We start from the raw sequence: 22205 nt of genomic DNA, 5'->3' as shown, positions 1-22205 counted from the left end.
CGCAACATACTGCTGTTCTCTTGGGCAATTCGTCCACGTTGAACAAACGGGGTGAAAATCCACCAAGGTGCAACCGGACTACGCCTGCTGGTTCCAGTTTAGCAAATCCTTCGGTTAACGCACAGACTATATTTTCATTCTCAGCTGTGATGGCATTTCATGAGGCGTTGAAAACTGAATGACCGGCTGCAAGGGGTATGACCTTTGGGGAAGTGACGCCATGACAGGAGCGCATCAAGAAGGACAATACGCCGGGGAAAATCCGGGCAGGAGCGATTGCAGGCAAACCGGCAACTAACACATGGAAAATAAACTTTTAGGAGGTTGATTTTTATGAAGTTGAGTATCCGGGAAAAGAAAGTACTGTACGACTTTGCCTGTCCCAACCACCACAACACGGTGACACGGTTGAAATGGCTGACCGCCTTAACCGTTGACCCTCAGGCCAAACATCGGATGCTGGAGCTGGCCCGGAAGATGGAAACGGAGATGGCAGAAAGCTGGTACACCGGCTTTTATCATCAGCTCCGTACGGAGATGGACGAGTATTACCGTGCCAAGCGCCGCCTGCGTTTGGCAAAGGAAAACACCGACTATGAGGAGGATCTGTATGACGAAGCTGTCTAAGTATGAGAAAGAAACCATCATCAACTGGAACGAGGCGGAGGACACCGCCAGTATCTACACCTTCAACGCCGATCTGAAGCGCAGGCTGGCCGAGTTCAGCCGCAAGTATCCCCAGCTGTGCCGGTTGGAGCGCAGCACCACTGAGGGCAGTGTGACCTATGTGATGGACAAGTCCCGCCTGTCCATCCGTCTGGTACCGCCGTACAGTGAGGAGAGGTTGGCGGCTGCCAGAGAATACGCCAAACAGCACGGATTTCAGGTCTTGCGGACGGACAAGAAGAGCGCCTGAAACCGGGTCAATTTACAGGAAAATAGCGGGTCTGCACCCGGTATTTTGCGGTGAATTGGTAACGGGATACCCCTGCATCACCCTGCCGGGAAATGCGACAAAAGGAGCATTCAGAGCCGGAGGAGCTGACAGAAACCGTACAAGTGTTGGAAGTCAGCTTCTCCGGGCAGGAGTACAGAGGGCGGCAAGCCCTTTGTGCTGGGTACAGGGGCGCAGCGCCCTGTTGGGGTCAAGGGGCAAAGCCCATTGGCGGGTTGAGGGCAGCCGCCCCATCGGGTCAAGGGTGAAACGCCTTGCCCAGGGAGAGTTGATGCCTTGCGTCAACTCATACTGGGTATTACCTGACGCAGAAATCCGCAGGTTTAGCGGCTTCGCCGCTGCTCCCCTTCGGGAAAAATCAACGGAGAATGGAGGGATGAAAATTGAAACTGACACGGCACAACGGACGCTCCGGCAAGCATGGCACCTATAATCCCCGGCACAATGACCGTCGGCTTGATATGGAAAACAGCGAACACATTGATGCCCAGCGAGCCAAGAAAAATGTGTACTGGGACTGCTACCGTGGCTTCACTACCCCCGAACTTCGGGAGAACCCGGAACAGCCGGATTTCAGCTTTGAAGAAATTGAGCGGATGTATTACTACGAGCATTATTCCGACCATGTGGATGCCCAGAATGCCCGGAACGAGAAAACACGACACACCGAGCGCAACCGCACGGTGGAAGATCTTTTGAAAAACAACAAGACCTGCCCAGAGGAAAGTATTTACCAGATTGGCACCATGGAAGAATCCGTTCCACCGGGTACTCTGGCACTCATTGTCAGCGAATTTTACGAGGAGTTTGAACGGCGCTTTGGTTCCCATATCCACATTCTGGACTGGGCGCTGCATCTGGATGAGGGTACGCCCCACATCCATGAGCGCCATGTGTTTGACTGCAAAAACCGGTATGGGGAGTTGTGCCCCCAGCAGGAAAAGGCGCTGGAGGAACTGGGCTTTGAATTGCCTGATCCGAGTAAACCCAAGGGCAAACACAACAACCGAAAACAGACTTTTGATGCAGTATGCCGGACGATGCTCTTTGACATCAGCCTCAAACATGGGGTTCATCTGGAGCAGGAGCCGTCCTATGGCGGGCGGGCGTATCTGGAAAAGCAGGACTACATTCTGATGAAGCAAAAGGAGCAGCTGGCGGCTCAGGAACAAAAGCTGGAGGAGCTGACCCTGAAAATCGAGGATGTGGAAACACTGGTGGAGGAAGTTTCGGATATTGCCTATGACAAGGCGGTGGAGGTTGTGACTGATACCGCTCGGCAGGAGACCCACAAGGAGGATCTCCGGTTGGTGGAAGAAACGAAAAACTGGGTTCTCTCGCCGGAACGGAAAGCGCCGCAAAAAGAGCGTGAGTATGCCGCTGCCCGGCTGGATGGAGTAATCTCCAAAATCAAAAATGCCATGCAGTCTGCGCTGACAAAAATCCAGAAGAAGCTGATGCAGCCGGAGGTCAAGCAGGCTGGCAAACAGCAGATTCAGGAAAAGGCAAAAGAATCCATTCTTGCTTTTCTGAATAAATCCAAACAGGACAGCGCACAGCGGGAAGCAAACCGGAAAAAGCAACAGCAGCGAAAACAGGATATGGAGCTTTAAGGCATCTGATTTTGCGAAGAAATCAGATGCTTTTCTCTTGAGGAGGTGAGAAGCATTGAACAGCGAATCGCAGAGTTTAGTGCCTGCAACCCAGCAGGCCGAAAGTGAGAAATTGACCGTTGATGAAGTGCGGGAAAGCCTTTCCACGACGGAAAAAGGACAACCAGCTAACACCATTGGAAATTGCCGCACGGTGTTTTGCCAAGATCCGCTTTTGCGGGGGGCTATCCGACTAAATCTGCTGACCGACCGTGTGGACATTGTGCGGGATTTGGGCTGGCGCAGAAGCACCAGCGCCTTGACTGATACCGATGTCAAATATCTGCTCCTTTACTTTGAGCAGAACTATGGTTTGACCAGTGAAAAGAAGCTGATAGCGTCGCTCTCCATCGTGGCAAACGAAAACTGTTATCACCCCATTCAGGATGTGCTGAACAGTCTGTTGTGGGACGACAAGCCCCGGATACGCTCTTGCCTGCATCATTTTCTGGGAGCAGACGAGAGCGACTATGTGGAAGAAATGCTCAAGCACTTCCTGCTGGGAGCCATCCGTCGGGTATTTCATCCAGGCTCCAAGTATGAGGAGCTGCTCTGTCTGGTGGGCGGTCAGGGAGCCGGAAAGTCCACCTTCTTTCGATTCCTGGCGATACAGGATGAGTGGTTCTCCGACGACCTAAAAAAGCTGGATGACGACAAGGTGTTTGCCAAGCTGCAAGGCCACTGGATCATCGAGATGTCAGAGATGCTGGCCACCAGCAACGCCAAGAGTATCGAGGAGATCCGCTCCTTTATCAGCCGCCAAAAGGAAACCTATCGCACACCCTATGAATCCCAGCCCAAAGACCGTCTGCGGCAGTGTGTGTTCGGCGGTTCCTCCAACACGCTGGACTTCTTACCCCTTGATCGAGCCGGAAACCGGCGGTTCCTACCAGTGATGATTTACCCGGAGAAAGCGGAGGTTCACATTCTGGAGGATGAAGCTGTTTCCAGGGAATATCTGTTGCAGGTGTGGGCGGAGGCTATGACCATTTACCGCAGCGGCGAGTATTCCATGAAATTTTCAAAGGAGATTCAAAAGCAGTTGGTGGAAGTCCAGAAGGACTTCATGCCGGAGGATACCGAAGCCGGGCAAATTCAGGGCTTCCTGGAACACTACACCGGCAATGTGGTTTGCTCCAAGCAGCTATTCAAGGAAGCGTTGGGACACGCCTTTGAGGAGCCGAAGCGTTGGCAGCTGCACAATATCAACGAGATCATGAACACGGTGGTGACCGGCTGGAAGCCTTTTTCTAACCCCCGGATGTTTGCTGGATATGGGCGGCAGCGTGGCTGGGAAAGGGAGATTTCCGGCAACGAACTGCCCGGCAACGAAAGTGGATTTGTGGAGCTTAGTGAGGAAGAAGTCCATCAGCTGGAACTGCCAAAGGAGTGGATTGCCTGATTTACAGGGCTTGTTGCCCGGTTGGTTGTCGGTTGGTTGCTGACTTTGTTGTCATAAAAATGGGGGGTGTGAACACGGTAAATACCCGTAAAACGAGGCTTTCGGCGGGCATTTGTTATCTGACAACGAAAGCAACGAGATTTTACAAGAAAATTTGAAAAGTAAGAAACGATGGTCAGACGATTGGTTGCAAGTTTTTCGGAGTCCGTTGCCAGACTTCGTTGCTGGCTCCCTTTGCCTGGCCTTTCTGATTTGCGGAGGTACGGAATATTTAGCAGGGATATTTTGGCAGAACTTCTCATAGAGATGGAAAAGAAAACAGGCAGAGAGGAGGCGGCGTTTCATCATGAAAAAGCGAAAGCTAAATTACCGCTTCCATAATCCCAACACAGCGGAAACAGCCGCCAATTACCTGCTGAAGGTATTGATCGAAGCTAACACATCAAAAGTGGAACAGGCCATCCAGCAAAGCGCCGATAGACAGATTGAGGAAGAACAGCGAAAGCACCTTGTGTGAAGCACACAGGGTGCTTTTCCCTGTTTACATTTACACTTTCTGTGATATAATAAAGATGTAATAGAACGATACAGATATAACCGGGAGGTCTGCCATGAACATCGCCGCTTACTGCCGGGTGTCCACCGACAAGGAAGATCAGCTTAATAGTCTGGAGGTACAGAAAGCCTTTTTTGCGGAATATACACAGCGTACCGGAGATAACCTTGTGCGCCTGTATGCTGACGAGGGCATTTCCGGTACCAAAATCAAGAACCGCAAGGAGTTCCTGCGGATGATGGCGGATGCAGAGCACGGCCTGTTTGACATGGTGGTGGTCAAGGACATCTCCCGTTTTGCCAGAAATACCGTTGACCTTTTGCAAAATGTCCGCAAGCTGAAAGCGTTGGGAATCGAAACCCAGTTTTTGACCGCCAACATGACCAGTATGGGCAACAGCGAATTTGTGCTGACGATCTTCGGGGCCCTGGCCCAGGAGGAGAGTGCCAATACCTCCAAGCGGGTGAAATTCGGCAAGAAAATGAACGCTGAGAAGGGAAGAGTCCCCAACATCGTCTACGGGTATGATAAGACCATCGGGGATTACTTCAACCTCGCAATCAACGAGGAGGAAGCGGCAGTTGTCCGCCAGATTTATGAGTGGTATATTAAGGACGGCTATGGGGCGGCAAAAATCTCTATCTTCCTCAATGAGCGCGGCCTGCGGACAAAGCGGAACTGCCAATGGAGCCAGAACGGTGTCTGCCGCATCCTGACCAACGAACTCTATACCGGGAAAATCATCAACGGCAAGCAGGAAGTGACCGACTTTTTAACCGGCCAACGGGCGGACAAGGACGCTTCGGAATGGATGGTGGTGGAGCGGCCAGACCTGCGGATCATTGACCCGGAAACCTTTGAGCGGGCCCAGCAGATCATGCAGTCCCGCGGCAAAGCGTTCAAGGTGGACAAGGAACGGCAAAGCAACAAATATCTGTTTTCCACCCTCATCAAGTGCAAGGAGTGCGGCTGGTCCTTCCGGCGGACCGTCCGCACTTACAAAAACACCTATGTCCGTTGGGTCTGCTCCGGCCACAATGGCAAAGGGGCAGATAGCTGTCCCAACGCCGTGACGGTAGACGAGGATGAACTCATTGATGTTTTGCAGGAATATTTCGCCGGGTTGCTGAAAGCAAAGAAAAATGTCATCCGCTATGTAGTGGGGGAATTCCAGCGGGTCTACAAGGCAAAGGATGAAAACCTAAACTATGAAAAGGAACTGACCGCCCAGCTTGCCAGACTGCAAAAGATACGGCAAAAATATATGGATATGTACGCCGACGATTTAATCTCCCGCGAGGAACTCAATGATAAGATCGGCGGGATGCGGAAAGAGATCGAGCGGCTGGAAAACGAGCTGAAAATGGTGTCTTACCATCTGACAAAAGGTGAGCAGCTGGAAGGCGTCCTGCAACAAACTTTCAAAGAAATTGAGGACATCACCGATGTGCGGCAGATGACCAACGCCCAGCTCAAGCGGATCATCCAGAAAATCGAGGTGGACAAGGACGGGAATGTAGACATTTATCTGCGCCTGTTCGGTGATTTGGGCCTGGACGAAACCGTTCTAATTCGTCACGACGAAACATAAAGACATCAGTGAACGGCTGCCCGGGTTCAATCGCCCCCTCTACGTACAGGTAAAGGCGGTATTGGACGAGAACAAGGCGGAACGCCACATTCGCGGCGGCATTGCTACTCGCCAAAAATACCTACTTTCTTTCGAGAAAGAAAGTAGGCAAAGAAAGCTTCCATAAAACGCTCAACTGCCAACTTTTCGCAAAACAATGCCGCCAAAGAAAGCTTCCATAAAACGCTCAACTGCCAACTTTTCGCAAAACAGTGCCGCCAAAGAAAGCTTCCATAAAACGCTCAACTGCTAACTTTTCGCAAAACAATGCCGGCAAAGAACGCTGGACAAAACCCCGGACTGGCTTATGTCAGTCCGGGGTTTCCACTGGTCCCGGGCGCACTCTTCCTATCCCAGCCAGAACAGCGCCAGCACGCCGCCGGCCATCAGCGCCACCGACACCGTGGCCGTGAGCTCCGCCAGCCAGGCCACCCGCTCCCGCCAGCTCATGGGCCGTTCTGCCGTCCCCTCGGGCAGTTCCTCATACGGCTCCTCTTCTGCCAGACCATACCGCCGCCGGTAATCCTCCAGGTCCAGCACCTTTCCGCCGCCCCGGCGGGCCGGGCAAACGCATACCACCCGATCCTCCCCGGACTGACGACGCGCCTCCACACTGACAAACCGCATTTCCATTGCCCATGCGCTCCTTTCCCAAAGGATTTGGAACTTGTGTTCTAAAATTATTATAGAGCGTATGTTCCAGTTTTGCAAGAGGCGGTGGGCAAAAAAATACCGCGGCCAGTCCTGACAATGGGACCAGCCGCGGAATCTGCGGTGGAAAAAGGGGATCAGCGCTTCTGGACCTGCTCCCGGCTGTACGCCACCACGGTACGGCGGTTGGGCTCGGTGCCCACCGAGTAGGTGGTCACGTCGGGGTAGTCCTGAAGGGCGGTGTGGATCACATGGCGCTCATAGGCGTTCATGGGCTCCAGGGTGACGTTCCGGCGGTAACGCACCACCTTGCCCGCCACCTTGCGGGCCAGACGGACCAGGGACTCCTCCCGCTTGGCCCGGTAGCCCTCGGCGTCCACATGGATACGCACCCGGTGGCTCAGGTTGCGGTTGACCGAGTAGACCGTCAGCTGCTGGATGGCGTCCAGGGTCTCGCCCCGGCGGCCGATGAGGGCCCCCAGCCGGTCGCCCACCAGCTCCACAGCGTAGCTGCCCCGCTCGTCCACGGTGATGACGGGCTTTGCCTGGGCGCCCATATGGGCCAGCAGCCCGGTGAGGAAGCGCTCGATCCGCTGGGCCACCTCGTCGTCCTGGGCCGGGGCGGTCTCCTCGACGGCCACGGTCTCCCGGACCGGGGCGCTCTCCTGGACCGCGGTGGGCTCCTGGACGGGCGCCGCCTGCTCCGGCTCCGCGGGCGCGGGCTGGACCGGCGCGGCGGGGACCTCCGGTTCGTCGGGGGCTTCGTAGGTGACTCTTACCTTGGCCGGACAGCTGCCGATACCCAGAAAGCCGCTCTTCGCCCGCTCCAGCAACTCCACCATGACCTCGTCCCGGTCCAGGCCCAGCTGCTCCAGCGCGGCCTGGATGGCTGCGTCCTCGGTCTTGCCGGTACTTTCAATCCATTTCAGCATCGGTGCTCACTCCTTGCCGTCGTCTTTTTTCTTGCGGGAGAAAAGACCGCCCTTTTTCTCCTCTACCTGGGCCTCGGCAGCGGCCGCACGGGCGGCCACATCGGGGTCGGTGTAGGGGGTGGGGCCGTCGGGGGAGAAGCGGTTGGGGTCGTAGGCACGGCCCCGGGCATAGGCCCGCATTCCCACGCCGCTCACCGCGATCACGGCGGCGTCGCCCTTCTCCTTCTCGTTGAGCTCCTCCAAGAGCTCCTTTTTCTTTTTGCCCTTGGCGTTCTTGGCCTCTTCCATCCGGCGGGCCCGCTCCTCGGCGGCCTGACGGCGGCGCTCCTTTTCCTCTTCCTTTTCCCGCTCTTCCCGCTCGGCCTGCTTGCGGGCGGCCTCTTCATAGTCTTTCTTGAGCACCTTACCGCTGATAAACTCGGTAACCATGCTCAGCAGGTTCTGGGCCACCCAGTAAAGACACAGGGCGGCGGGCATGGAGAAGCCGATCCACAGGGAAATGAGGGGCGTGACGATCATCATGGACTTCATGCTGGCGTTGTTGGCCGCGTCGGCGGACTGCCGGTTAACGGCGTTGGTGCGCATGGAGATGAAGGACATGACCAGACCGCTGACGGCGGAGATCACAGGCAGGAGGAACAGCCAAAAGCCGCCCGCCACGGTCCAGAACTGGAGCTGGGGAATCTGGGACAGGTCAATGAGGCCCAGAAAATTGAAGTTGATGGAAAAGATCTGGCTGCCGGCCTCGCCCACGGCGGCCTGCACGGCGGCCAGGTTTTCAGGGGTGATAAGGGAGGCCAGATAGAGCTGATTGTAGCCGGTGTTGGCAAAGTCAGCCGCTTCCTTGATCCAGCCGTTGGCCACGGCCTGGCTGGACCAGTTGACCACCTCGGCAATGCCGGCCAGCTGGTCGGCGCTCACATTCATCAGGTAAACCAGAGGCTCACGGATGATGGCGTAAAGGGGAATGAGGATCAGAATGGGGACAAAGGACCACAAGCAGCCGCTCATGGGGTTGACGCCCTCCCGCTCATAGAGCTTCTGGACCTCTTCCTGGTATTTCTGCTGGTTTTTGGCGTACTGCTTTTGCAGCTTCTGCATCTGGCCGTTGAGCATATTCATCTGGATCATGCTCTTCTTGCCCTTGAGCTGAAAGGGGTACAAAATGATCTTGACCACCAGGGCGAAGAGGATCAGGGCCAGACCGTAGCTGCCCGTCAGGCTGTAGAAGAAGTTCAGCACCCAGATAAAGGGGGTGAGAAGAATTTTCATAAGACTGCCTCCAAAGTGAGTGTTGTAGCCTGGGAGGCCGCGGCGCAGGAGCGGTTACGGGACGGGGTCATATTCGATGCTTTTTTGCTTATGAAAGGGGTGGCAGCGCAGCAAACGGCGCAGCGCCAGCCAGCCCCCCTTGCAGGCGCCGTATTTCTCCACCGCCTCCAGGGCGTAGGCCGAGCAGGTGGGGATGAAGCGGCAGCAGGGGGGATGGAGGGGGGAGATCTCCCGGCGGTAAAAGCGGAGCAGGGCCAGCAGCAGCTGTTTCATGGCGCGTCCTTGGTCCGCAGGTGCAGCCGGTCCAGGCAGCGGAGCAGATGGCGCTCCACCTCGCCGTAACGGCAGAAGGCGCAGCGCGTCCGGGCCACCACCACGATGTCGTAGCCCAAGACCAGCCGGTCCTCATGGATGCGGTAGGCCTCCCGGATACGGCGGCGGACCCGGTTGCGCACCACGGCTTTGCCCACCTTGGCGCCCACCGTAATGCCCAGCCGGTTCTGGTTCCGCCCGTTTTTGCGGCAGTAAACCGCCACGCAGGGACTCACCGCCGACTTGCCCTTGCTGTACAGCCGGCGGAAGATATGATTTTGCTTGATTGCACAGGTGTTCTTCACAAAAAATCCGCCTCCGGCCTGACTTTTCCCCATATGCTACGCAGGGGCGGTGGGATTACGCTCCCCCGCCCCTCTTGTTTCTGCTTATGACGCGATCCCGACTTCACTCCGTGACAGACACGGCATGACCCGCGCTCAGTGGGTCAGACGGGCGCGGCCTTTGGCACGACGGCGCGCCAGAACCTTGCGGCCGTTGGCGGTAGCCATACGCTTGCGGAAGCCGTGCACTTTGGAGCGCTGACGCTTCTTGGGCTGATAGGTACGAACCATTTTCGGTACACCTCCTGTACACAGAATGCGACAGGCTCGCGCCCGTCCACCACAACGGCCAAATGGCCGCGGTCGTCAAAAAAAGGAAAACTGCTTTACACCCCATGAGACCATGGGGCAACCTGTATTATAGCCCATAAGAAAAGGAGCTGTCAACCATATTTTTACCGCTTTTGCGCCAAAAATTTTTCTTTTTTCCACATTTCATGGAAATCCGGTGGAAAGACCGGACCGGAAGGCGGTAAATCCTTTTAATTTCTCCACCGTCGTTGCACCAGAGCTGATTTTTTGGTATAATATACTGTCTCATTATATCTCGGAGTGTGCCCTGCGCCGGCAGGACGCTTACTTCGCAAGGGGTGGTCTCTCTTATGAATTCACCGGCCGACGTATGGGCGATGGTCCTCAAGCTGATGGAGGCGGATATGACCGCCACCACCATCAACACCTGGTTCGACGACGCCAAGGCGGTCTCCCTGGACGCCAAGCAGTTTGTCCTCTACACCCCGTCCAATTTCAAGCGGGATATCATCCTCTCCCGTTACCTGCCCGCCATCCAAAAGGCCCTCCACGAGCTCTTTTCCGCCGATCTGGACGTTTTGGTCCTGGGAGAAGGGGAGCTGGAGCGCTTTACCGCCGCCAACCAGCCCCCCGCCGACGATAATTTCCTGCCCGGCACCGAGGACTATACCTTTGAGCGCTTCGTGGTGGGCTCCTCCAATAAAATGGCCTACGCCGCCGCCCGGGCGGTGGCCGAAAAGCCGGCCCACAGCTATAACCCCCTCTTTATCTACGGGGAGTCGGGCCTGGGCAAAACCCATCTCCTCTACGCCATCGCCCACACCATCCACCGGACCCACCCCGAATTCCGGGTGGTGTACATCAAGGGCGACGCCTTCACCAACGACCTGATTCAGGCCATCCGGGAGGGCAGAAACCCGGAATTCCGCAACAAATACCGCTCCGCCGACGTCTTTTTGATGGACGACGTCCAGTTCATCGCCGGCCGGGAATCCTCTCAGGAGGAGATGTTCCACACCTTCAACACCCTCTACGAAGCCGGCCGGCAGATCGTATTCACCGCCGACCGCCCCCCGAAGGAAATGCTCCGCCTGGACGACCGGCTGCGCACCCGCTTTGAATGGGGCCTGCCGGTGGACATCCAGCCCCCCGACTACGAGACCCGGGTGGCCATCATCAAAAACAAGGCCATCCGCCGGGGCATCAACCTGCCCGAACCGGTCCTCCAGTACATTGCCGACAACATCACCTCCAACGTCCGCCAGATTGAGGGCACCGTCAACAAAATTCTGGCCTTTCAGGAGCTGATGGGGGAGAGCGTGGATGTGGACACGGTCATCCGTACGGTACGGGATATGTGCAAGGACAAGGCGGAATTTTTGCCCTCTCCCGATGTCATCATCGAGGAAGTGGCCAAATTTTATAACCTGGACACCGACGCCATCCGGGGCCAGGGCCGCACCAAGGACACCGCCCTGGCCCGGCAGATCGCCATGTACCAGATTCGGCGGATGACCAACCTCTCTTTGAAGGAGATCGGCAAGGAATTTGAGGGCCGGGACCACACCACCGTAATGCACTCCATCGACCGGGTGGAAAAGCTTATGAAAACCAACCCGGAAATCGCCGAGATCATCAAGGATATCAACGCCAACATCAACGCCCATTACGACAACTGACCCGCCGTCCGCCCCCAACGCACTGTCCGCCGACAGCGGACACGGAAAATGTGGAAATCCACGGGCTTTTGTGGAAATGTGGAAACCGACCGGTGGAAGCTGTCTGGAATTTTCAGGAAAGCGCAAAAAAGCCCCGATTTTGTCCACAACCCCTGTGGACGCGAAAAACCTTGCGGCAGTAAGAACTTGTCCACTTTTCCACATAATTTTCCCCTACGGCTATTACGACTAAATTTTATCCTCTCCTCTCTCTCCCCGCAGCCCACAGTATGAAACGGAGGTCTACCATATATGAAATTCTCCTGCGAAAAAGCACTTCTTCAGGCAGCCATCAGCACAACCTCCCGCGCCGTGTCTCCAAAGAGCTCCATTCCGGCGCTGGAAGGAATTTTATTGGAAGCGGACCAGAATCTGAAACTCACCGGTTATAATCTGGAAACCGGTATCCGCACCTCCGTCCCCGCCGACATTGAAAGCGGCGGCTCCCTGGTCCTCAGCGCCCGGCTCTTCGGCGAAATCGTCCGCAAACTCCCCGACGACCTGGTTATTTTTTCCGCCACCAACTATATGGTCAACATCAAATGCGGCATGAGCGAATTTAACATCCTGGGCACCGACCCGGAGGAATTCCCCGAGCTGCCCACCGTCGAGTACCAAAATTCCCTTACGATTCAGCAAAATAAGCTGAAATCCATGATTTCGCAAACCATTTTCGCAGTCAGCGACAACGAAAGCCGGCCCATCCACACCGGGGCTCTCTTTGAAGTCAACGCCGGAGGGCTCACTATGGTGGCGGTGGACGGCTTCCGGCTGGCGCTCCGGCGGGAGGCCGTACTGGGAAAAGAAGGAAGCGAAAGCTTTTCCTTCGTAGTCCCCGGCGCCGCCCTCTCCGAGGTGGAGAAAATCTGCGGCCCGGTGGAGGAGCCCGCCGCCGTGACCCAGGGCGCGAAACACGTCATGTTCAAGGTGGGCAGCACCATTTTGGTGTCCCGCAGGCTGGAAGGGGAGTTTTTGGCCTACCGCCAGGCCATCCCCCGCAACAACTCCATCCACGTCACCGCCGACACCCGCAGCCTCCTGGCCTCCATCGACCGGGTATCTTTGATGATCAATGAGAAGCTGAAAAGCCCCCTTCACTGCATTTTTGACGATAATGTGTTGAAAATCCGCACCAAAACCGCCATCGGCGACGCCGCCGACCAATGCCCCATCGAGGGCACCGGCAACGGTCTGGAGATCGGCTTCAACAACCGCTATCTGATGGACGCCCTGAAAGCCGCCCCCGCCGACCGGGTCCGGCTGGAACTGACCACCAGCGTGTCCCCCTGCGTGATTTTGCCCGCCGAGGGAGATGAAAACTTTCTGTATATGGTCCTGCCGGTGCGGCTGAAAGCGGGTGAATAATTATACCATGGAAGTGAAGGAAGTAAAAATCAGCACCGAGTTTATTAAACTCGAGGCGTTTTTGAAATTTGCCGGGGCGGTGTCCACCGGTGGCGAGGCCAAGAACATCATCCAGGACAGCCTGGTCCAGGTCAACGGCGAAATTTGCACCATGAGAGGCAAAAAACTCCGGCCGGGCGACGAGGTATTGGTGGGCAAGTATCACCTGAAGGTACAATGACGGTCCACGATCTGGAACTGGAGCACTTTCGCAATTACCAGGCCCTGCGGGTGGACTTTGATCCGGGCGTCAACGTGATTCATGGGGAAAACGCCCAGGGCAAGACCAATCTGCTGGAAGCGGTGGGTTATCTGTCCGGGGCCCGGTCCCACCGCACCCGGGGAGACAAGGAGCTCCTCTCCTTTGACGCCGACCACGGCGCGGTACGCTCCCGGCTGGAGAGCCGGGGGCGGGAGTTTCGGGTGGAGGCCCTTCTGTTCCGGGGACGGAGAAGAAAGCTGACCGCCAACGGGGTGCCCCTCAAAACGGCGGGGGAGCTGTCCGGCATTTTGCGGACCGTCCTCTTCTGCCCGGAGGATCTCTCCCTCATCCGGGCGGGCAGCGGGGAGAGACGGCGGTTTTTGGACGTCTCCCTGTGCCAGCTGCGGCCCCGGTACGCCGCCGCCCTGGCCGAATACCACCGGCTTTACGAGCATAAGACCCGTATTTTGCGGGACTGGGAGGAAAAACCCTCCCTCCTGGAGCTGCTGGACGATTTCAGCGACCGGATGGCCCGCTGCGGCGCCATCCTCATCCACCACCGGGCCCGGTTCATCCGGGCTCTGACCCAGCGGGCCGGCGCCATTCACGCCGACTTTTCCGGCGGCCGGGAGCGGATGGACCTCTCCTACCAGACGGTAAAGACCGTCACCGATCCCCAGGCGCCCAGCGCCGCCCTGTACCCCCAGCTGCTGGACCACATGGCCAGCCACCGCCGGGCCGAGCTGGAGGCGCGGCAGTGCCTCTCCGGCCCCCACAAAGACGACCTGGTGGTGGACATCGACGGCAGAAGCGCCAAGCAGTTCGCCTCCCAGGGCCAGACCCGCACGGCGGCCCTCTCCCTGAAGCTGGCCGAGCGGGAGCTCCACCAGCAGGACATGGGGGAGTGGCCGGTGCTGCTGCTGGACGACGTATTGTCCGAGCTGGACAGCCGCCGCCGGGCCTTTGTGCTGGAACGCATCGACGGCGGCCAGGTGTTCATTACCTGCTGTGAAGAGGAGCTCATCGACCAGCTCCAGCGGGCCCGTACCTTTCACATCCGGGCGGGCAGGCTGGAACCGGAATAAAGGAGGCGGAGCGATGTTTCATCTGCTGATCGGTCTCATGGCCGTGGGGACGCTGGCGGCCATGATCGCTGTTTTTGCCATCCCACTCTGGCTGGGACCGCTGGTCCAGGCGTTGATTCGCTTTTTCTCCCGGGGGGGAAAAGCGGCCCGCTGGATTCCCGCCGGATTTGGCGTGATCGGCCTGGTGTGGAGCGTATGGGGGCTGGGACTGGAGAGCCAATGGTTCCCCGTGTGGGGCATTTGCCTCTATTGGGTGGTATACGGGCTCTTGCTGTGGGCGGCGGACACCCTGGCGGGCCGGCTCCGGGCCTGGGCGGACAGCCGAAAGGCCGTCAAAAAGGAGTAGCGTATGTATCTCCATTTGGGTCAGTCGGTGGTGGTGCCCCTGCGGGAAGTGGTGGGCATTTTTGATCTGGACAACACCACCTGGTCCCACCGCACCCGGGCTTTTCTGGCCCAGGCCCAGCGGGAGGGACGGGTGGTCAACATCTCGGAGGAACTGCCCCGTTCCTTCGTGCTCTGCCGCCGGGCAGGAAAGAGCGTGATTTATCTCTCCCAGCTTTCGCCGGCCACCTTGGCCCGGCGGGCGTCAGAGGGAGTTCCATAGGAGGTTTACCCGAATGAAAGGCATCAATGGCATCTGGCAGGACAGGAAGCGCATCCTGGGTCTGCCCATCACCTTTACCAAGTACACCCTCACCGAGGACCGGCTCTTTCGGGAGACGGGCCTGCTGAACCTGAAGGAGGAGGAGGTCCTCCTCTACCGGGTGCGGGACCTGGAGGTACGGCGCAGCCTGGGTCAGCGGATCTTTGGGGTGGGCACGGTATGCGTCCACTCCTCCGACAAGACCACCCCCCATCTGGACCTTATCAACATCAAAAACCCCAGAGAGGTCAAGGAGGCCATTTTCCGCGAGGTGGAGCGGGTGAAGGAGGAGCGCCGGATGCGCACCACCGAGCTGGTGGACGACGGCGACCAGGATGAGTATGACGACGACATGGAATAAAGCATTGCGCTGAGAAAAAGCGGAGGTTATCAAATCTATGGCAGAAGAACTGGAATTGCAATCCACCCAGGTGGAGCATGAGTATACCGGCTCGGAGATCCAGGTGCTGGAGGGGCTGGAGGCGGTGCGCAAGCGGCCCGGTATGTATATCGGGTCCACCTCCTCCTCCGGCCTCCACCATCTGGTCTACGAGATCGTGGACAACTCCATCGACGAAGCCCTTGCCGGCTATTGTGACGATATTTCCGTCACCATCGGAGAGGGAGATATCATCACAGTCACCGACAACGGACGCGGCATCCCGGTGGACATCCAGCCCCAGACCGGCAAGCCCGCCCTGGAGGTAGTCTTTACCATCCTCCACGCCGGCGGCAAGTTCGGCGGCGGCGGCTATAAGGTCTCCGGCGGCCTCCACGGCGTGGGCGCCAGCGTGGTCAACGCCCTGTCCGAGTGGCTCACCGTCCAGGTCCACAAGGACGGCAAAATCTATGAGATGAAGTTTTCTCGGGGCAATGTCACCCAGCCCATGACGGTGGTGGGGGAGACCGAACGCCACGGCACCACCGTCTCCTTCAAGCCGGACCCCGACATGTTCGAGGACACCGTCTACGACTATGAGACCCTCCATACCCGGATGCGGGAGGAGGCCTTCCTTAACGCCGGGGTGCGCATCCGCACGGTGGACCGGCGGGCCGGCAAGGAGCAGGAGGACACCATGCACTACGCCGGCGGCATCCGGGAGTTCGTCTCCTTTATCAACCGCTCCAAGGACCCCATCCACCCCGACGTCATCTACATGGCGGGCCAGCGGGAGGACTCCATGGCGGAGATCGCCTTCCAGTATAACGACGGCTATAACGAGACCATCGTCTCCTTCGCCAACAACGTCCACACCCCCGAGGGCGGTATGCACGAAGAGGGCTTCAAGCGGGCGCTGACCACGGTGCTCAATAACTACGGAAAGAAAATGAAGCTCCTGAAGGAGGACGAAAAGGTCTCCGGCGAGGACTGCCGGGAGGGCATCGCCTGCGTCATCTCGGTCAAGCTCACCGAGGCTCAGTTCGAGGGCCAGACCAAGGCCAAGCTGGGCAACAGCGAGATGCGCACTCTGGTCAACAATATTATGACCGAAAAGCTCACCGAGTATCTGGAGGAAAACCCGGCGGTGGGCAAAGCCATTTTGGAAAAGGCGTTAATGGCCAACCGGGCCAGAGAGGCGGCCCGCAAGGCCCGGGAGTCTATCCGCAGAAAGACGGCGCTGGGCGGCGCCGCCATGCCCGATAAGCTCCGGGACTGCAACGAGGTCAACCCCGAGCTCACCGAGCTCTATATCGTCGAGGGCGATTCCGCCGGCGGCTCGGCCACCCAAGGCCGGGACTCCCGCTTCCAGGCCATCCTCCCCCTGTGGGGCAAAATGTTAAACGTGGAAAAGGCCCGGGCCGACAAGGTCTACGGCAACGATAAGCTCACCCCTGTCATCACCGCCCTGGGGGCGGGCATCGGCGACGAGTTCGACCTTTCCAAGCTCCGTTACCACAAGGTCATCATCATGGCCGATGCCGACGTGGACGGCGCCCACATCCGCACCCTGCTTTTGACCTTCTTCTTCCGCTTTATGCGGCCCCTCATCGAGCACGGCTACGTTTACGCCGCCGTACCCCCCCTCTTCAAGCTCACCCGGGGCAAGACGGTGCGGGTGGCCTACGACGACGCCGAGCGGGAGCGCATCGCCGCCGAGCTGCGGGGAGACAACCCCAACGCCAAGGTGGACATCTCCCGCTTCAAGGGCCTGGGCGAGATGAACCCCCACGAGCTGTGGGAGACAACCATGGACCCGGAGCGCCGCACCCTCAAGCGCATCGAGCTGGACGACGCCGTCCGGGCCGATCAGACCTTCACCGTCCTCATGGGCGAGAAGGTGGAGCCCCGCAAGGAGTTTATCGAGCGCAACGCCAAATACGCGGTCAACCTGGACTACTGATTTTTTAGAGTGGAGATAGGAGAGTGAAGTGTGAAGATATGGTATTCGCCTTCGGCGAATGATGTTAGATTCGTCCGGCGCAGCCGGACACCGTATCTTCACGCTCAACTCTTCACTCCTCACTCTCAACATAGCAAAGTGAGGCAGATTCATGAGTAAAAAGCCACAGTACGATCCGGAGGAGATCCGGTATCCGGATCAGCACATCGTCACCTCGCCCCTGGTGAGCGAGATGGAGAAATCCTATATCGAGTATGCCATGTCGGTCATCAAGAGCCGCGCCCTGCCCGACGTGCGGGACGGCCTCAAGCCGGTCCACCGGCGCATCCTCTACTCCATGTATGAGAGCGGGCTCACCGCCGACAAGCCCTTCAAAAAGTCCGCCACCTGCGTGGGCGACGTGCTGGGCAAATACCACCCCCACGGCGACGCGTCGGTCTACGACGCCCTGGTCCGTCTGGCCCAGGATTTCTCCATGCGCTATCCCCTGGTGGACGGCCACGGCAACTTCGGTTCGGTGGACGGCGATCCCCCCGCCGCCTACCGTTATACCGAGGCACGTATGGCCAAAATCGCCGACGAAATGCTCCGCGACATTGACAAGGAGACCGTGGACTGGGACCCCAACTTTGACGAGAGCCGCAAGGAGCCCCGGGTGCTGCCCAGCCGCTTTCCCAACCTGCTGGTCAACGGCTCGGCGGGCATTGCCGTGGGTATGGCCACCAACATTCCGCCCCACAACCTGACCGAGGTCATCAACGCCGCCATCTGCGTGCTGGATCACCCCGAAGCCACCCTCTCCGACCTGATGGAGCACATCAGCGGCCCCGATTTCCCCACCAAGGGCATCATCATGGGCCGGTCCGGCATCCGGGCCGCCTACGCCACCGGACGGGGCCGGCTGTGCGTCCGGGCCCGCACCGAGTTTGAGGAGTTCGGCAAGGACCGGATGCGCATTGTGGTCACCGAGATCCCCTACCAGGTCAACAAGCGGATGCTCATTAAGAACATGGCCGACCAGGTGGAGGACAAGCGCCTGGAGGGCATCTCCGACATCCGGGACGAGTCGGACCGCAACGGTATGCGGGTGGTCATCGAGCTCAAGCGGGACGCCAACCCCCAGGTGGTGCTCAACCGTCTCTTTGCCCAGACCCAGCTCCAGACCACCTTCGCCATCAACATGCTGGCCCTGGTCAACGACCAGACCCAGCCCAAGATTCTCTCCCTGCGGCAGATCCTGGACGAGTACATTTCCTATCAGGAGGAAATTATCGTCCGGCGCACCAAGTACGACCTGAAAAAGGCCCAGGAGCGGGCCCATCTGCTGGAGGGCCTCCTCATCGCCCAGGACAACATCGACGAGGTCATCCGCATCATTCGCTCCCGGTACGACGATGCCAAGGAGAAGTTGATGGAGCGCTTCGGGCTGGACGAGGTGCAGACCCAGGCCATTTTGGATATGCGCCTCAAAGCCCTCCAGGGCCTGGACCGGGAGAAGCTGGAGAACGAATATAAAGAGCTGGAAGCCCGCATCGACTACTATCAGCGCCTTCTGGCCTCCGAGGAGATGATCCGCCAGGTATTGAAGGAGGAGCTCACCGCCATCCGGGACAAGTACGGCGACGAGCGCAAGACCGAGATCCAGGACGTGGAGGATGAGATCGACATTGAGGACCTGATCGAGGAGGAGGAGTGCGTCTTTACCCTCACCGCCGCCGGGTATATCAAGCGCCTTCCCGCCTCCACCTACAAGGCCCAGCGCCGGGGCGGACGGGGCATCACCGCCCAGAGCCTCAAGGAAGAGGACTATGTGGAGACGGTGTTTACCGCCTCCACCCACGACTATATCCTCTTCTTCACCAGCATGGGCCGGGTCCACCGCAAAAAGGGCTATCAGATCCCCGAGGCCGGCCGGACCGCCAAGGGAACCAACATCGTCAATGTGCTCCCCCTGGAGCCCGGCGAAAAGGTCACCGCCATGATCCACCTGCGGGAATTCCCCGAGGACCGGTATCTGGTGATGGTCACCCGCAAGGGAACGGTGAAGCGCATCCAGCTCTCCTCCATCTACACCACCCGCAAGGCGGGCATCCGGTGCATCACCCTGGAGGAGGACGACGAGCTCATCTGCGTCCGGGAGACCGACGGCGACCGGGCCATCCTTATCGTGGCCCGCAGCGGTATGTCCATCTGCTTTTTGGAGACCGACGTGCGCTGCATGGGCCGGGACGCCTACGGCGTACGGGGCATCAAGCTGCGGGAGGGCGACTACGTGGTGGGCGCCGCCCGGGCCAAGCGCAATCACCAGGTGCTCATGGTCACCGAAAACGGCTATGGCAAGCGGACCGATATGGACGAGTATATCCGGGCCGACGGCCCCCAGAACCGGGGCGGCTACGGCCTGAAGGGCTATAACGTCACCGAGCGGACCGGCCCCATCGCCGGGGTAAAGGTGGTCAGCGACGAGGACGATCTGCTCATCATCAACGACGCCGGCGTCATCATCCGCATGGCGGTGTCCGGCATCTCCACCTACGGCCGGGCCGCCCAGGGCGTCAAGCTGATGAACCTGGCCGAAGGGGTGAAGGTCATCTCCATCGCCCGCACCGACCACGAGGAGGAAGAGGAAGCGCCGGTCCAGCCGGACGAGGGCACAGAGGAGGCGTAAGCCATGGCCAGGAGAAAGCGTGTGACCTACCGGCCCAACAGGGCAGGCTCGGTGCTGGGCGGTGTGATGGGCTGCCTGTTCGTGCTCATCGGCCTCCTTGTCGTCATCCCCACTTCCTTACAAGCAGGGGGCTTTGGCCTGATTTTTGGCGTGATCTGGACGATTTTTGCCGCGATCATAGCGGGAACCAATTTCTACCACGCATTCGGCAAAACGTATATCGGCCCTGAGATCCACATTGAGGAAGAGGACGGCGTGGGGGAGGACAGCCCGGCGTCCGCCTCCGTGAAGGACCGCCTGGAGGAGCTGGAGGGCCTGCGGGAGAGCGGGCTCATCACCCCGCAGGAGTATGAGCAGAAGCGGCAGGATATTTTGAGGGACCTTTGATATGGCACAGAAAGAGAAAAAGCCCGCCGAAAAGGGGGTGCCCCTCCTTTACTGGGGCAATTTGGAGAAGAAAAAGGATTTGAGCCCCAGCCGGGAGCAGCTGGCCATAAACGGCATTTTTGCCTGTGTGTTTTTCCTCATCGGCTTGTTCCTGGTGGCCCCCAACGCGGTGGGCTACGGCGCGCTGGGGATCTTGCTCACGGCGGTGTGGCTGGTGGCGTCGGTGGCCGCGGCGGCGCTGTACTTTTACAAGGCGGCCCATTGGCAGCCCGCCCCCGTGGAGGAAGAAGCGCCGGAGGAGGACGCCTCCCTGGAGGAGCGGTTAAAGCGCCTTCAATCCCTCTATGAGCAGAAGCTCATCACCGAAGAAGAGTACCAGGCCAAGAAACAGGAGATTTTGGGCCAGCTCTGATTGCTTTTCCCCCAGAAGAATACGCCAGAATAAAGGAACCGAATCCATGAAAACTGTCACCATCTACACCGACGGGGCCTGCTCGGGAAACCCGGGACCGGGAGGCTGGGGGGCCATCCTCCAATATGGCCCCCATAAAAAGGAGCTCTCCGGCGGGGAAGGACACACCACCAACAACCGGATGGAGCTGACCGGGGTCATCACCGCCCTTCAGGCCCTGAAGGAGCCCTGCGTCGTGGAGCTCTATTCCGACTCCAAATATGTGATTGACGCCCTGCAAAAGGGCTGGGCCAGGGGCTGGAAGGCCAGAGGCTGGATCAAATCGGACAAAAAGCCCGCCCTCAATCCCGATCTCTGGGAGACGCTGCTGGCTCTGTGCGACTATCACACCGTCCATCTCCACTGGGTGAAGGGCCACGCCGACAACCCCTATAACAACCGCTGCGATGAGCTGGCGGTGGCGGAAAGCAAAAAATTTCGATGAAAAAAGAGCGGATGACTATCATCCGCTCTTTTGCGCTGTATACAGGGTCAGTGGGTGGTGATGGGGTCCAGGGTCTTGATGACCTTGCAGGGATTGCCCACCGCCACGGAGTTGTCGGGGATATCGTGGACCACCACGCTGCCCGCGCCGATGACGCAGTTGCTGCCGATGGTCACGCCGGGGAGCACCGTCACGCCGCCGCCGATCCAAACGTCGCTGCCCACCGTGATGGGGAGGGCGTATTCCTTGGCCTCCCGGCGCTGGAGGGCGTCCACGGGATGGGTGGCGGTATAAAAGCCGCAGTTGGGGGCGATAAAGACATTGTCGCCGAAGGTGACGGGGGCCGAGTCCAGGATGACGCAGTTGTGGTTGATGTAAAAATTATCTCCCACGGTGATGAGGAAGCCGTAGTCACACCAGAAGGAGGGCTCAATGTACAGGTTGTCTCCCGCCGCGCCGAAGAGCTGACGGAACATCTGGTTGCGCTCGGCGTTCTGCTCGGGGGGGAGCAGGTTGGCCTCCCGGCAAAGGCGCTTGCACCGGTTGCGGCTTTCCCGCAGCATCGGGTCCTCGGCGTAATAGAACTGCCCGCTGCGCATTTTCTCCAATTCGGTCATGGGGTTCGCTCCTTTTTCCAATTTGTCTCAATTTATCACAGGATGGGAGTTCCGTCAAGGGGAAACAAAAACCGCCCCGTCCAAATTTTTGGGGACGGGACGGTGTGAGGCGAATTTCAGCCCTCGGCGGTGGGTTTGCCGTCGCCCTTTCCTCTGGGGCGGTAGCGGCGGCGGCGGGGCTTTTTGTCGCCCTTCTCGCCCTCGGCGGGGGCAGACGCCGCCGGTCCGGCCTCCTGGGGCTTGGCGGCGGGGGGCGCGGCCTTGTCCGGCTTGGGTCTGGGG

At 58.6% G+C, this 22205-nt stretch carries 25 protein-coding genes and 1 pseudogene; 19 read left to right on the top strand and 7 right to left on the bottom strand.

Going from position 1 to position 22205, the window contains the following annotated elements:
• Positions 1 to 333: 333 nt before the first annotated feature.
• The 7 genes and pseudogenes from H7U37_RS11155 to H7U37_RS11125 form a co-directional block, all read left to right on the top strand.
• On the top strand, positions 334 to 627 hold the full coding sequence (locus H7U37_RS11155) for a hypothetical protein (RefSeq protein WP_204875709.1): 294 nt from the start codon (positions 334 to 336) through the stop codon (positions 625 to 627).
• Positions 611 to 916: a molecular chaperone gene (locus tag H7U37_RS11150; protein ID WP_122788755.1), complete on the top strand. Its 306-nt coding sequence runs from the start codon at positions 611 to 613 to the stop codon at positions 914 to 916. Before H7U37_RS11155 ends, H7U37_RS11150 begins: the two co-directional genes overlap by 17 nt.
• A gap of 422 nt (positions 917 to 1338) precedes the next feature.
• Complete coding sequence (locus tag H7U37_RS11145; protein WP_204875707.1) at positions 1339 to 2568, top strand: plasmid recombination protein; 1230 nt, start codon at positions 1339 to 1341, stop codon at positions 2566 to 2568.
• 112 nt (positions 2569 to 2680) lie between these two features.
• The gene (locus H7U37_RS11140) at positions 2681 to 4009 is read left to right on the top strand and encodes a virulence-associated E family protein (protein WP_420875802.1); all 1329 of its coding nucleotides are present in this window, start codon (positions 2681 to 2683) and stop codon (positions 4007 to 4009) included.
• A gap of 346 nt (positions 4010 to 4355) precedes the next feature.
• The gene (locus H7U37_RS11135) at positions 4356 to 4526 is read left to right on the top strand and encodes a hypothetical protein (RefSeq protein WP_204875703.1); all 171 of its coding nucleotides are present in this window, start codon (positions 4356 to 4358) and stop codon (positions 4524 to 4526) included.
• A gap of 94 nt (positions 4527 to 4620) precedes the next feature.
• Positions 4621 to 6156 (top strand): recombinase family protein, encoded by a 1536-nt coding sequence (locus H7U37_RS11130; RefSeq protein ID WP_204875702.1) that lies wholly within the window; start codon positions 4621 to 4623, stop codon positions 6154 to 6156.
• A pseudogene (locus tag H7U37_RS11125) lies at positions 6143 to 6322 on the top strand (sporulation transcriptional regulator SpoIIID); the annotation flags it as partial. The gene H7U37_RS11130 and the pseudogene H7U37_RS11125, both read left to right, overlap by 14 nt.
• A 221-nt stretch (positions 6323 to 6543) precedes the next feature.
• Here the strand turns inward: H7U37_RS11125 and H7U37_RS11120 are convergent.
• The 6 genes from H7U37_RS11120 to rpmH form a co-directional block, all read right to left on the bottom strand.
• The gene (locus H7U37_RS11120; protein ID WP_204875700.1) at positions 6544 to 6828 is read right to left on the bottom strand and encodes a hypothetical protein; all 285 of its coding nucleotides are present in this window, start codon (positions 6826 to 6828) and stop codon (positions 6544 to 6546) included.
• A gap of 155 nt (positions 6829 to 6983) precedes the next feature.
• Entirely contained in the window at positions 6984 to 7778 is a 795-nt protein-coding gene (gene jag, locus H7U37_RS11115) for an RNA-binding cell elongation regulator Jag/EloR (RefSeq protein WP_204875698.1), read from the bottom strand.
• A gap of 6 nt (positions 7779 to 7784) precedes the next feature.
• Complete coding sequence (locus H7U37_RS11110) at positions 7785 to 9050, bottom strand: YidC/Oxa1 family membrane protein insertase (protein WP_204875697.1); 1266 nt, start codon at positions 9048 to 9050, stop codon at positions 7785 to 7787.
• A 54-nt stretch (positions 9051 to 9104) separates the two neighbouring features.
• On the bottom strand, positions 9105 to 9323 hold the full coding sequence (gene yidD, locus H7U37_RS11105; protein ID WP_204875696.1) for a membrane protein insertion efficiency factor YidD: 219 nt from the start codon (positions 9321 to 9323) through the stop codon (positions 9105 to 9107).
• Positions 9320 to 9667 (bottom strand): ribonuclease P protein component, encoded by a 348-nt coding sequence (rnpA, locus tag H7U37_RS11100; protein WP_204875695.1) that lies wholly within the window; start codon positions 9665 to 9667, stop codon positions 9320 to 9322. Before rnpA ends, yidD begins: the two co-directional genes overlap by 4 nt.
• Positions 9668 to 9802: 135 nt before the next feature.
• Positions 9803 to 9937: a 50S ribosomal protein L34 gene (gene rpmH / locus H7U37_RS11095; RefSeq protein ID WP_204875694.1), complete on the bottom strand. Its 135-nt coding sequence runs from the start codon at positions 9935 to 9937 to the stop codon at positions 9803 to 9805.
• A gap of 371 nt (positions 9938 to 10308) precedes the next feature.
• On the opposite strand from rpmH, the gene dnaA reads away from it, so the two are divergent.
• The 12 genes from dnaA to rnhA all read left to right on the top strand — a co-directional run bounded on the left by dnaA (position 10309) and on the right by rnhA (position 21306).
• The gene (gene dnaA, locus H7U37_RS11090; protein WP_204875693.1) at positions 10309 to 11637 is read left to right on the top strand and encodes a chromosomal replication initiator protein DnaA; all 1329 of its coding nucleotides are present in this window, start codon (positions 10309 to 10311) and stop codon (positions 11635 to 11637) included.
• A gap of 291 nt (positions 11638 to 11928) precedes the next feature.
• Positions 11929 to 13041, top strand: a complete 1113-nt coding sequence (dnaN, locus tag H7U37_RS11085; RefSeq protein WP_204875692.1) for a DNA polymerase III subunit beta — start codon at positions 11929 to 11931, stop codon at positions 13039 to 13041.
• Between the two features lie 7 nt (positions 13042 to 13048).
• The gene (locus H7U37_RS11080) at positions 13049 to 13261 is read left to right on the top strand and encodes an RNA-binding S4 domain-containing protein (RefSeq protein ID WP_204875691.1); all 213 of its coding nucleotides are present in this window, start codon (positions 13049 to 13051) and stop codon (positions 13259 to 13261) included.
• Positions 13258 to 14367, top strand: a complete 1110-nt coding sequence (gene recF, locus H7U37_RS11075) for a DNA replication/repair protein RecF (protein ID WP_204875689.1) — start codon at positions 13258 to 13260, stop codon at positions 14365 to 14367. The genes H7U37_RS11080 and recF overlap by 4 nt, the downstream gene beginning before the upstream one ends.
• Before the next feature lie 13 nt (positions 14368 to 14380).
• Positions 14381 to 14713: a hypothetical protein gene (locus tag H7U37_RS11070; RefSeq protein ID WP_204875687.1), complete on the top strand. Its 333-nt coding sequence runs from the start codon at positions 14381 to 14383 to the stop codon at positions 14711 to 14713.
• Positions 14714 to 14716: 3 nt separating this feature from the next.
• Positions 14717 to 14974, top strand: coding sequence for an extracellular matrix regulator RemB (gene remB / locus H7U37_RS11065; RefSeq protein ID WP_204875685.1), 258 nt, complete (start codon positions 14717 to 14719; stop codon positions 14972 to 14974).
• Between the two features lie 13 nt (positions 14975 to 14987).
• Positions 14988 to 15374: a PH domain-containing protein gene (locus H7U37_RS11060; protein ID WP_204875683.1), complete on the top strand. Its 387-nt coding sequence runs from the start codon at positions 14988 to 14990 to the stop codon at positions 15372 to 15374.
• A gap of 37 nt (positions 15375 to 15411) precedes the next feature.
• Entirely contained in the window at positions 15412 to 17355 is a 1944-nt protein-coding gene (gene gyrB, locus H7U37_RS11055; protein ID WP_204875681.1) for a DNA topoisomerase (ATP-hydrolyzing) subunit B, read from the top strand.
• Positions 17356 to 17506: 151 nt separating this feature from the next.
• The gene (gyrA, locus tag H7U37_RS11050) at positions 17507 to 20023 is read left to right on the top strand and encodes a DNA gyrase subunit A (protein WP_204875679.1); all 2517 of its coding nucleotides are present in this window, start codon (positions 17507 to 17509) and stop codon (positions 20021 to 20023) included.
• Positions 20024 to 20026: 3 nt separating this feature from the next.
• Positions 20027 to 20410, top strand: a complete 384-nt coding sequence (locus H7U37_RS11045; RefSeq protein WP_204875677.1) for an SHOCT domain-containing protein — start codon at positions 20027 to 20029, stop codon at positions 20408 to 20410.
• Between the two features lies 1 nt (position 20411).
• On the top strand, positions 20412 to 20822 hold the full coding sequence (locus H7U37_RS11040; RefSeq protein ID WP_204875675.1) for an SHOCT domain-containing protein: 411 nt from the start codon (positions 20412 to 20414) through the stop codon (positions 20820 to 20822).
• 46 nt (positions 20823 to 20868) lie between these two features.
• Positions 20869 to 21306 carry a ribonuclease HI gene (gene rnhA, locus H7U37_RS11035; RefSeq protein WP_204875673.1) on the top strand — a complete coding sequence of 146 codons (438 nt, stop codon included), beginning with the start codon at positions 20869 to 20871 and terminating at the stop codon, positions 21304 to 21306.
• 47 nt (positions 21307 to 21353) lie between these two features.
• Here the strand turns inward: rnhA and H7U37_RS11030 are convergent, their stop codons facing one another.
• The gene (locus H7U37_RS11030) at positions 21354 to 21923 is read right to left on the bottom strand and encodes a sugar O-acetyltransferase (protein ID WP_204875664.1); all 570 of its coding nucleotides are present in this window, start codon (positions 21921 to 21923) and stop codon (positions 21354 to 21356) included.
• Between the last annotated feature and the right edge of the window lie 282 nt (positions 21924 to 22205).

The organism is Pseudoflavonifractor phocaeensis (genome assembly GCF_016901735.1).
GTDB lineage: Bacteria > Bacillota > Clostridia > Oscillospirales > Oscillospiraceae > Pseudoflavonifractor_A.
The sequence above is the reverse complement of the archived record's forward strand: the minus strand, read 5'-3'. Positions and strand labels throughout refer to the sequence as shown.

Bases quoted from the DNA above. Each gene is read 5' to 3' on its own strand.
- H7U37_RS11120 (WP_204875700.1), bottom strand. From the start codon at position 6,828: ATGGAAATGCGGTTTGTCAGTGTGGAGGCGCGTCGTCAGTCCGGGGAG.
- rnhA (WP_204875673.1), top strand. From the start codon at position 20,869: ATGAAAACTGTCACCATCTACACCGACGGGGCCTGCTCGGGAAACCCG.
- yidD (WP_204875696.1), bottom strand. From the start codon at position 9,323: ATGAAACAGCTGCTGCTGGCCCTGCTCCGCTTTTACCGCCGGGAGATC.
- H7U37_RS11060 (WP_204875683.1), top strand. From the start codon at position 14,988: ATGAAAGGCATCAATGGCATCTGGCAGGACAGGAAGCGCATCCTGGGT.
- H7U37_RS11135 (WP_204875703.1), top strand. From the start codon at position 4,356: ATGAAAAAGCGAAAGCTAAATTACCGCTTCCATAATCCCAACACAGCG.
- dnaA (WP_204875693.1), top strand. From the start codon at position 10,309: ATGAATTCACCGGCCGACGTATGGGCGATGGTCCTCAAGCTGATGGAG.
- gyrB (WP_204875681.1), top strand. From the start codon at position 15,412: ATGGCAGAAGAACTGGAATTGCAATCCACCCAGGTGGAGCATGAGTAT.
- H7U37_RS11150 (WP_122788755.1), top strand. From the start codon at position 611: ATGACGAAGCTGTCTAAGTATGAGAAAGAAACCATCATCAACTGGAAC.
- remB (WP_204875685.1), top strand. From the start codon at position 14,717: ATGTATCTCCATTTGGGTCAGTCGGTGGTGGTGCCCCTGCGGGAAGTG.
- jag (WP_204875698.1), bottom strand. From the start codon at position 7,778: ATGCTGAAATGGATTGAAAGTACCGGCAAGACCGAGGACGCAGCCATC.
- H7U37_RS11040 (WP_204875675.1), top strand. From the start codon at position 20,412: ATGGCACAGAAAGAGAAAAAGCCCGCCGAAAAGGGGGTGCCCCTCCTT.
- dnaN (WP_204875692.1), top strand. From the start codon at position 11,929: ATGAAATTCTCCTGCGAAAAAGCACTTCTTCAGGCAGCCATCAGCACA.
- H7U37_RS11130 (WP_204875702.1), top strand. From the start codon at position 4,621: ATGAACATCGCCGCTTACTGCCGGGTGTCCACCGACAAGGAAGATCAG.
- H7U37_RS11070 (WP_204875687.1), top strand. From the start codon at position 14,381: ATGTTTCATCTGCTGATCGGTCTCATGGCCGTGGGGACGCTGGCGGCC.
- H7U37_RS11045 (WP_204875677.1), top strand. From the start codon at position 20,027: ATGGCCAGGAGAAAGCGTGTGACCTACCGGCCCAACAGGGCAGGCTCG.
- H7U37_RS11030 (WP_204875664.1), bottom strand. From the start codon at position 21,923: ATGACCGAATTGGAGAAAATGCGCAGCGGGCAGTTCTATTACGCCGAG.
- H7U37_RS11110 (WP_204875697.1), bottom strand. From the start codon at position 9,050: ATGAAAATTCTTCTCACCCCCTTTATCTGGGTGCTGAACTTCTTCTAC.
- H7U37_RS11080 (WP_204875691.1), top strand. From the start codon at position 13,049: ATGGAAGTGAAGGAAGTAAAAATCAGCACCGAGTTTATTAAACTCGAG.
- gyrA (WP_204875679.1), top strand. From the start codon at position 17,507: ATGAGTAAAAAGCCACAGTACGATCCGGAGGAGATCCGGTATCCGGAT.
- recF (WP_204875689.1), top strand. From the start codon at position 13,258: ATGACGGTCCACGATCTGGAACTGGAGCACTTTCGCAATTACCAGGCC.
- rpmH (WP_204875694.1), bottom strand. From the start codon at position 9,937: ATGGTTCGTACCTATCAGCCCAAGAAGCGTCAGCGCTCCAAAGTGCAC.
- H7U37_RS11155 (WP_204875709.1), top strand. From the start codon at position 334: ATGAAGTTGAGTATCCGGGAAAAGAAAGTACTGTACGACTTTGCCTGT.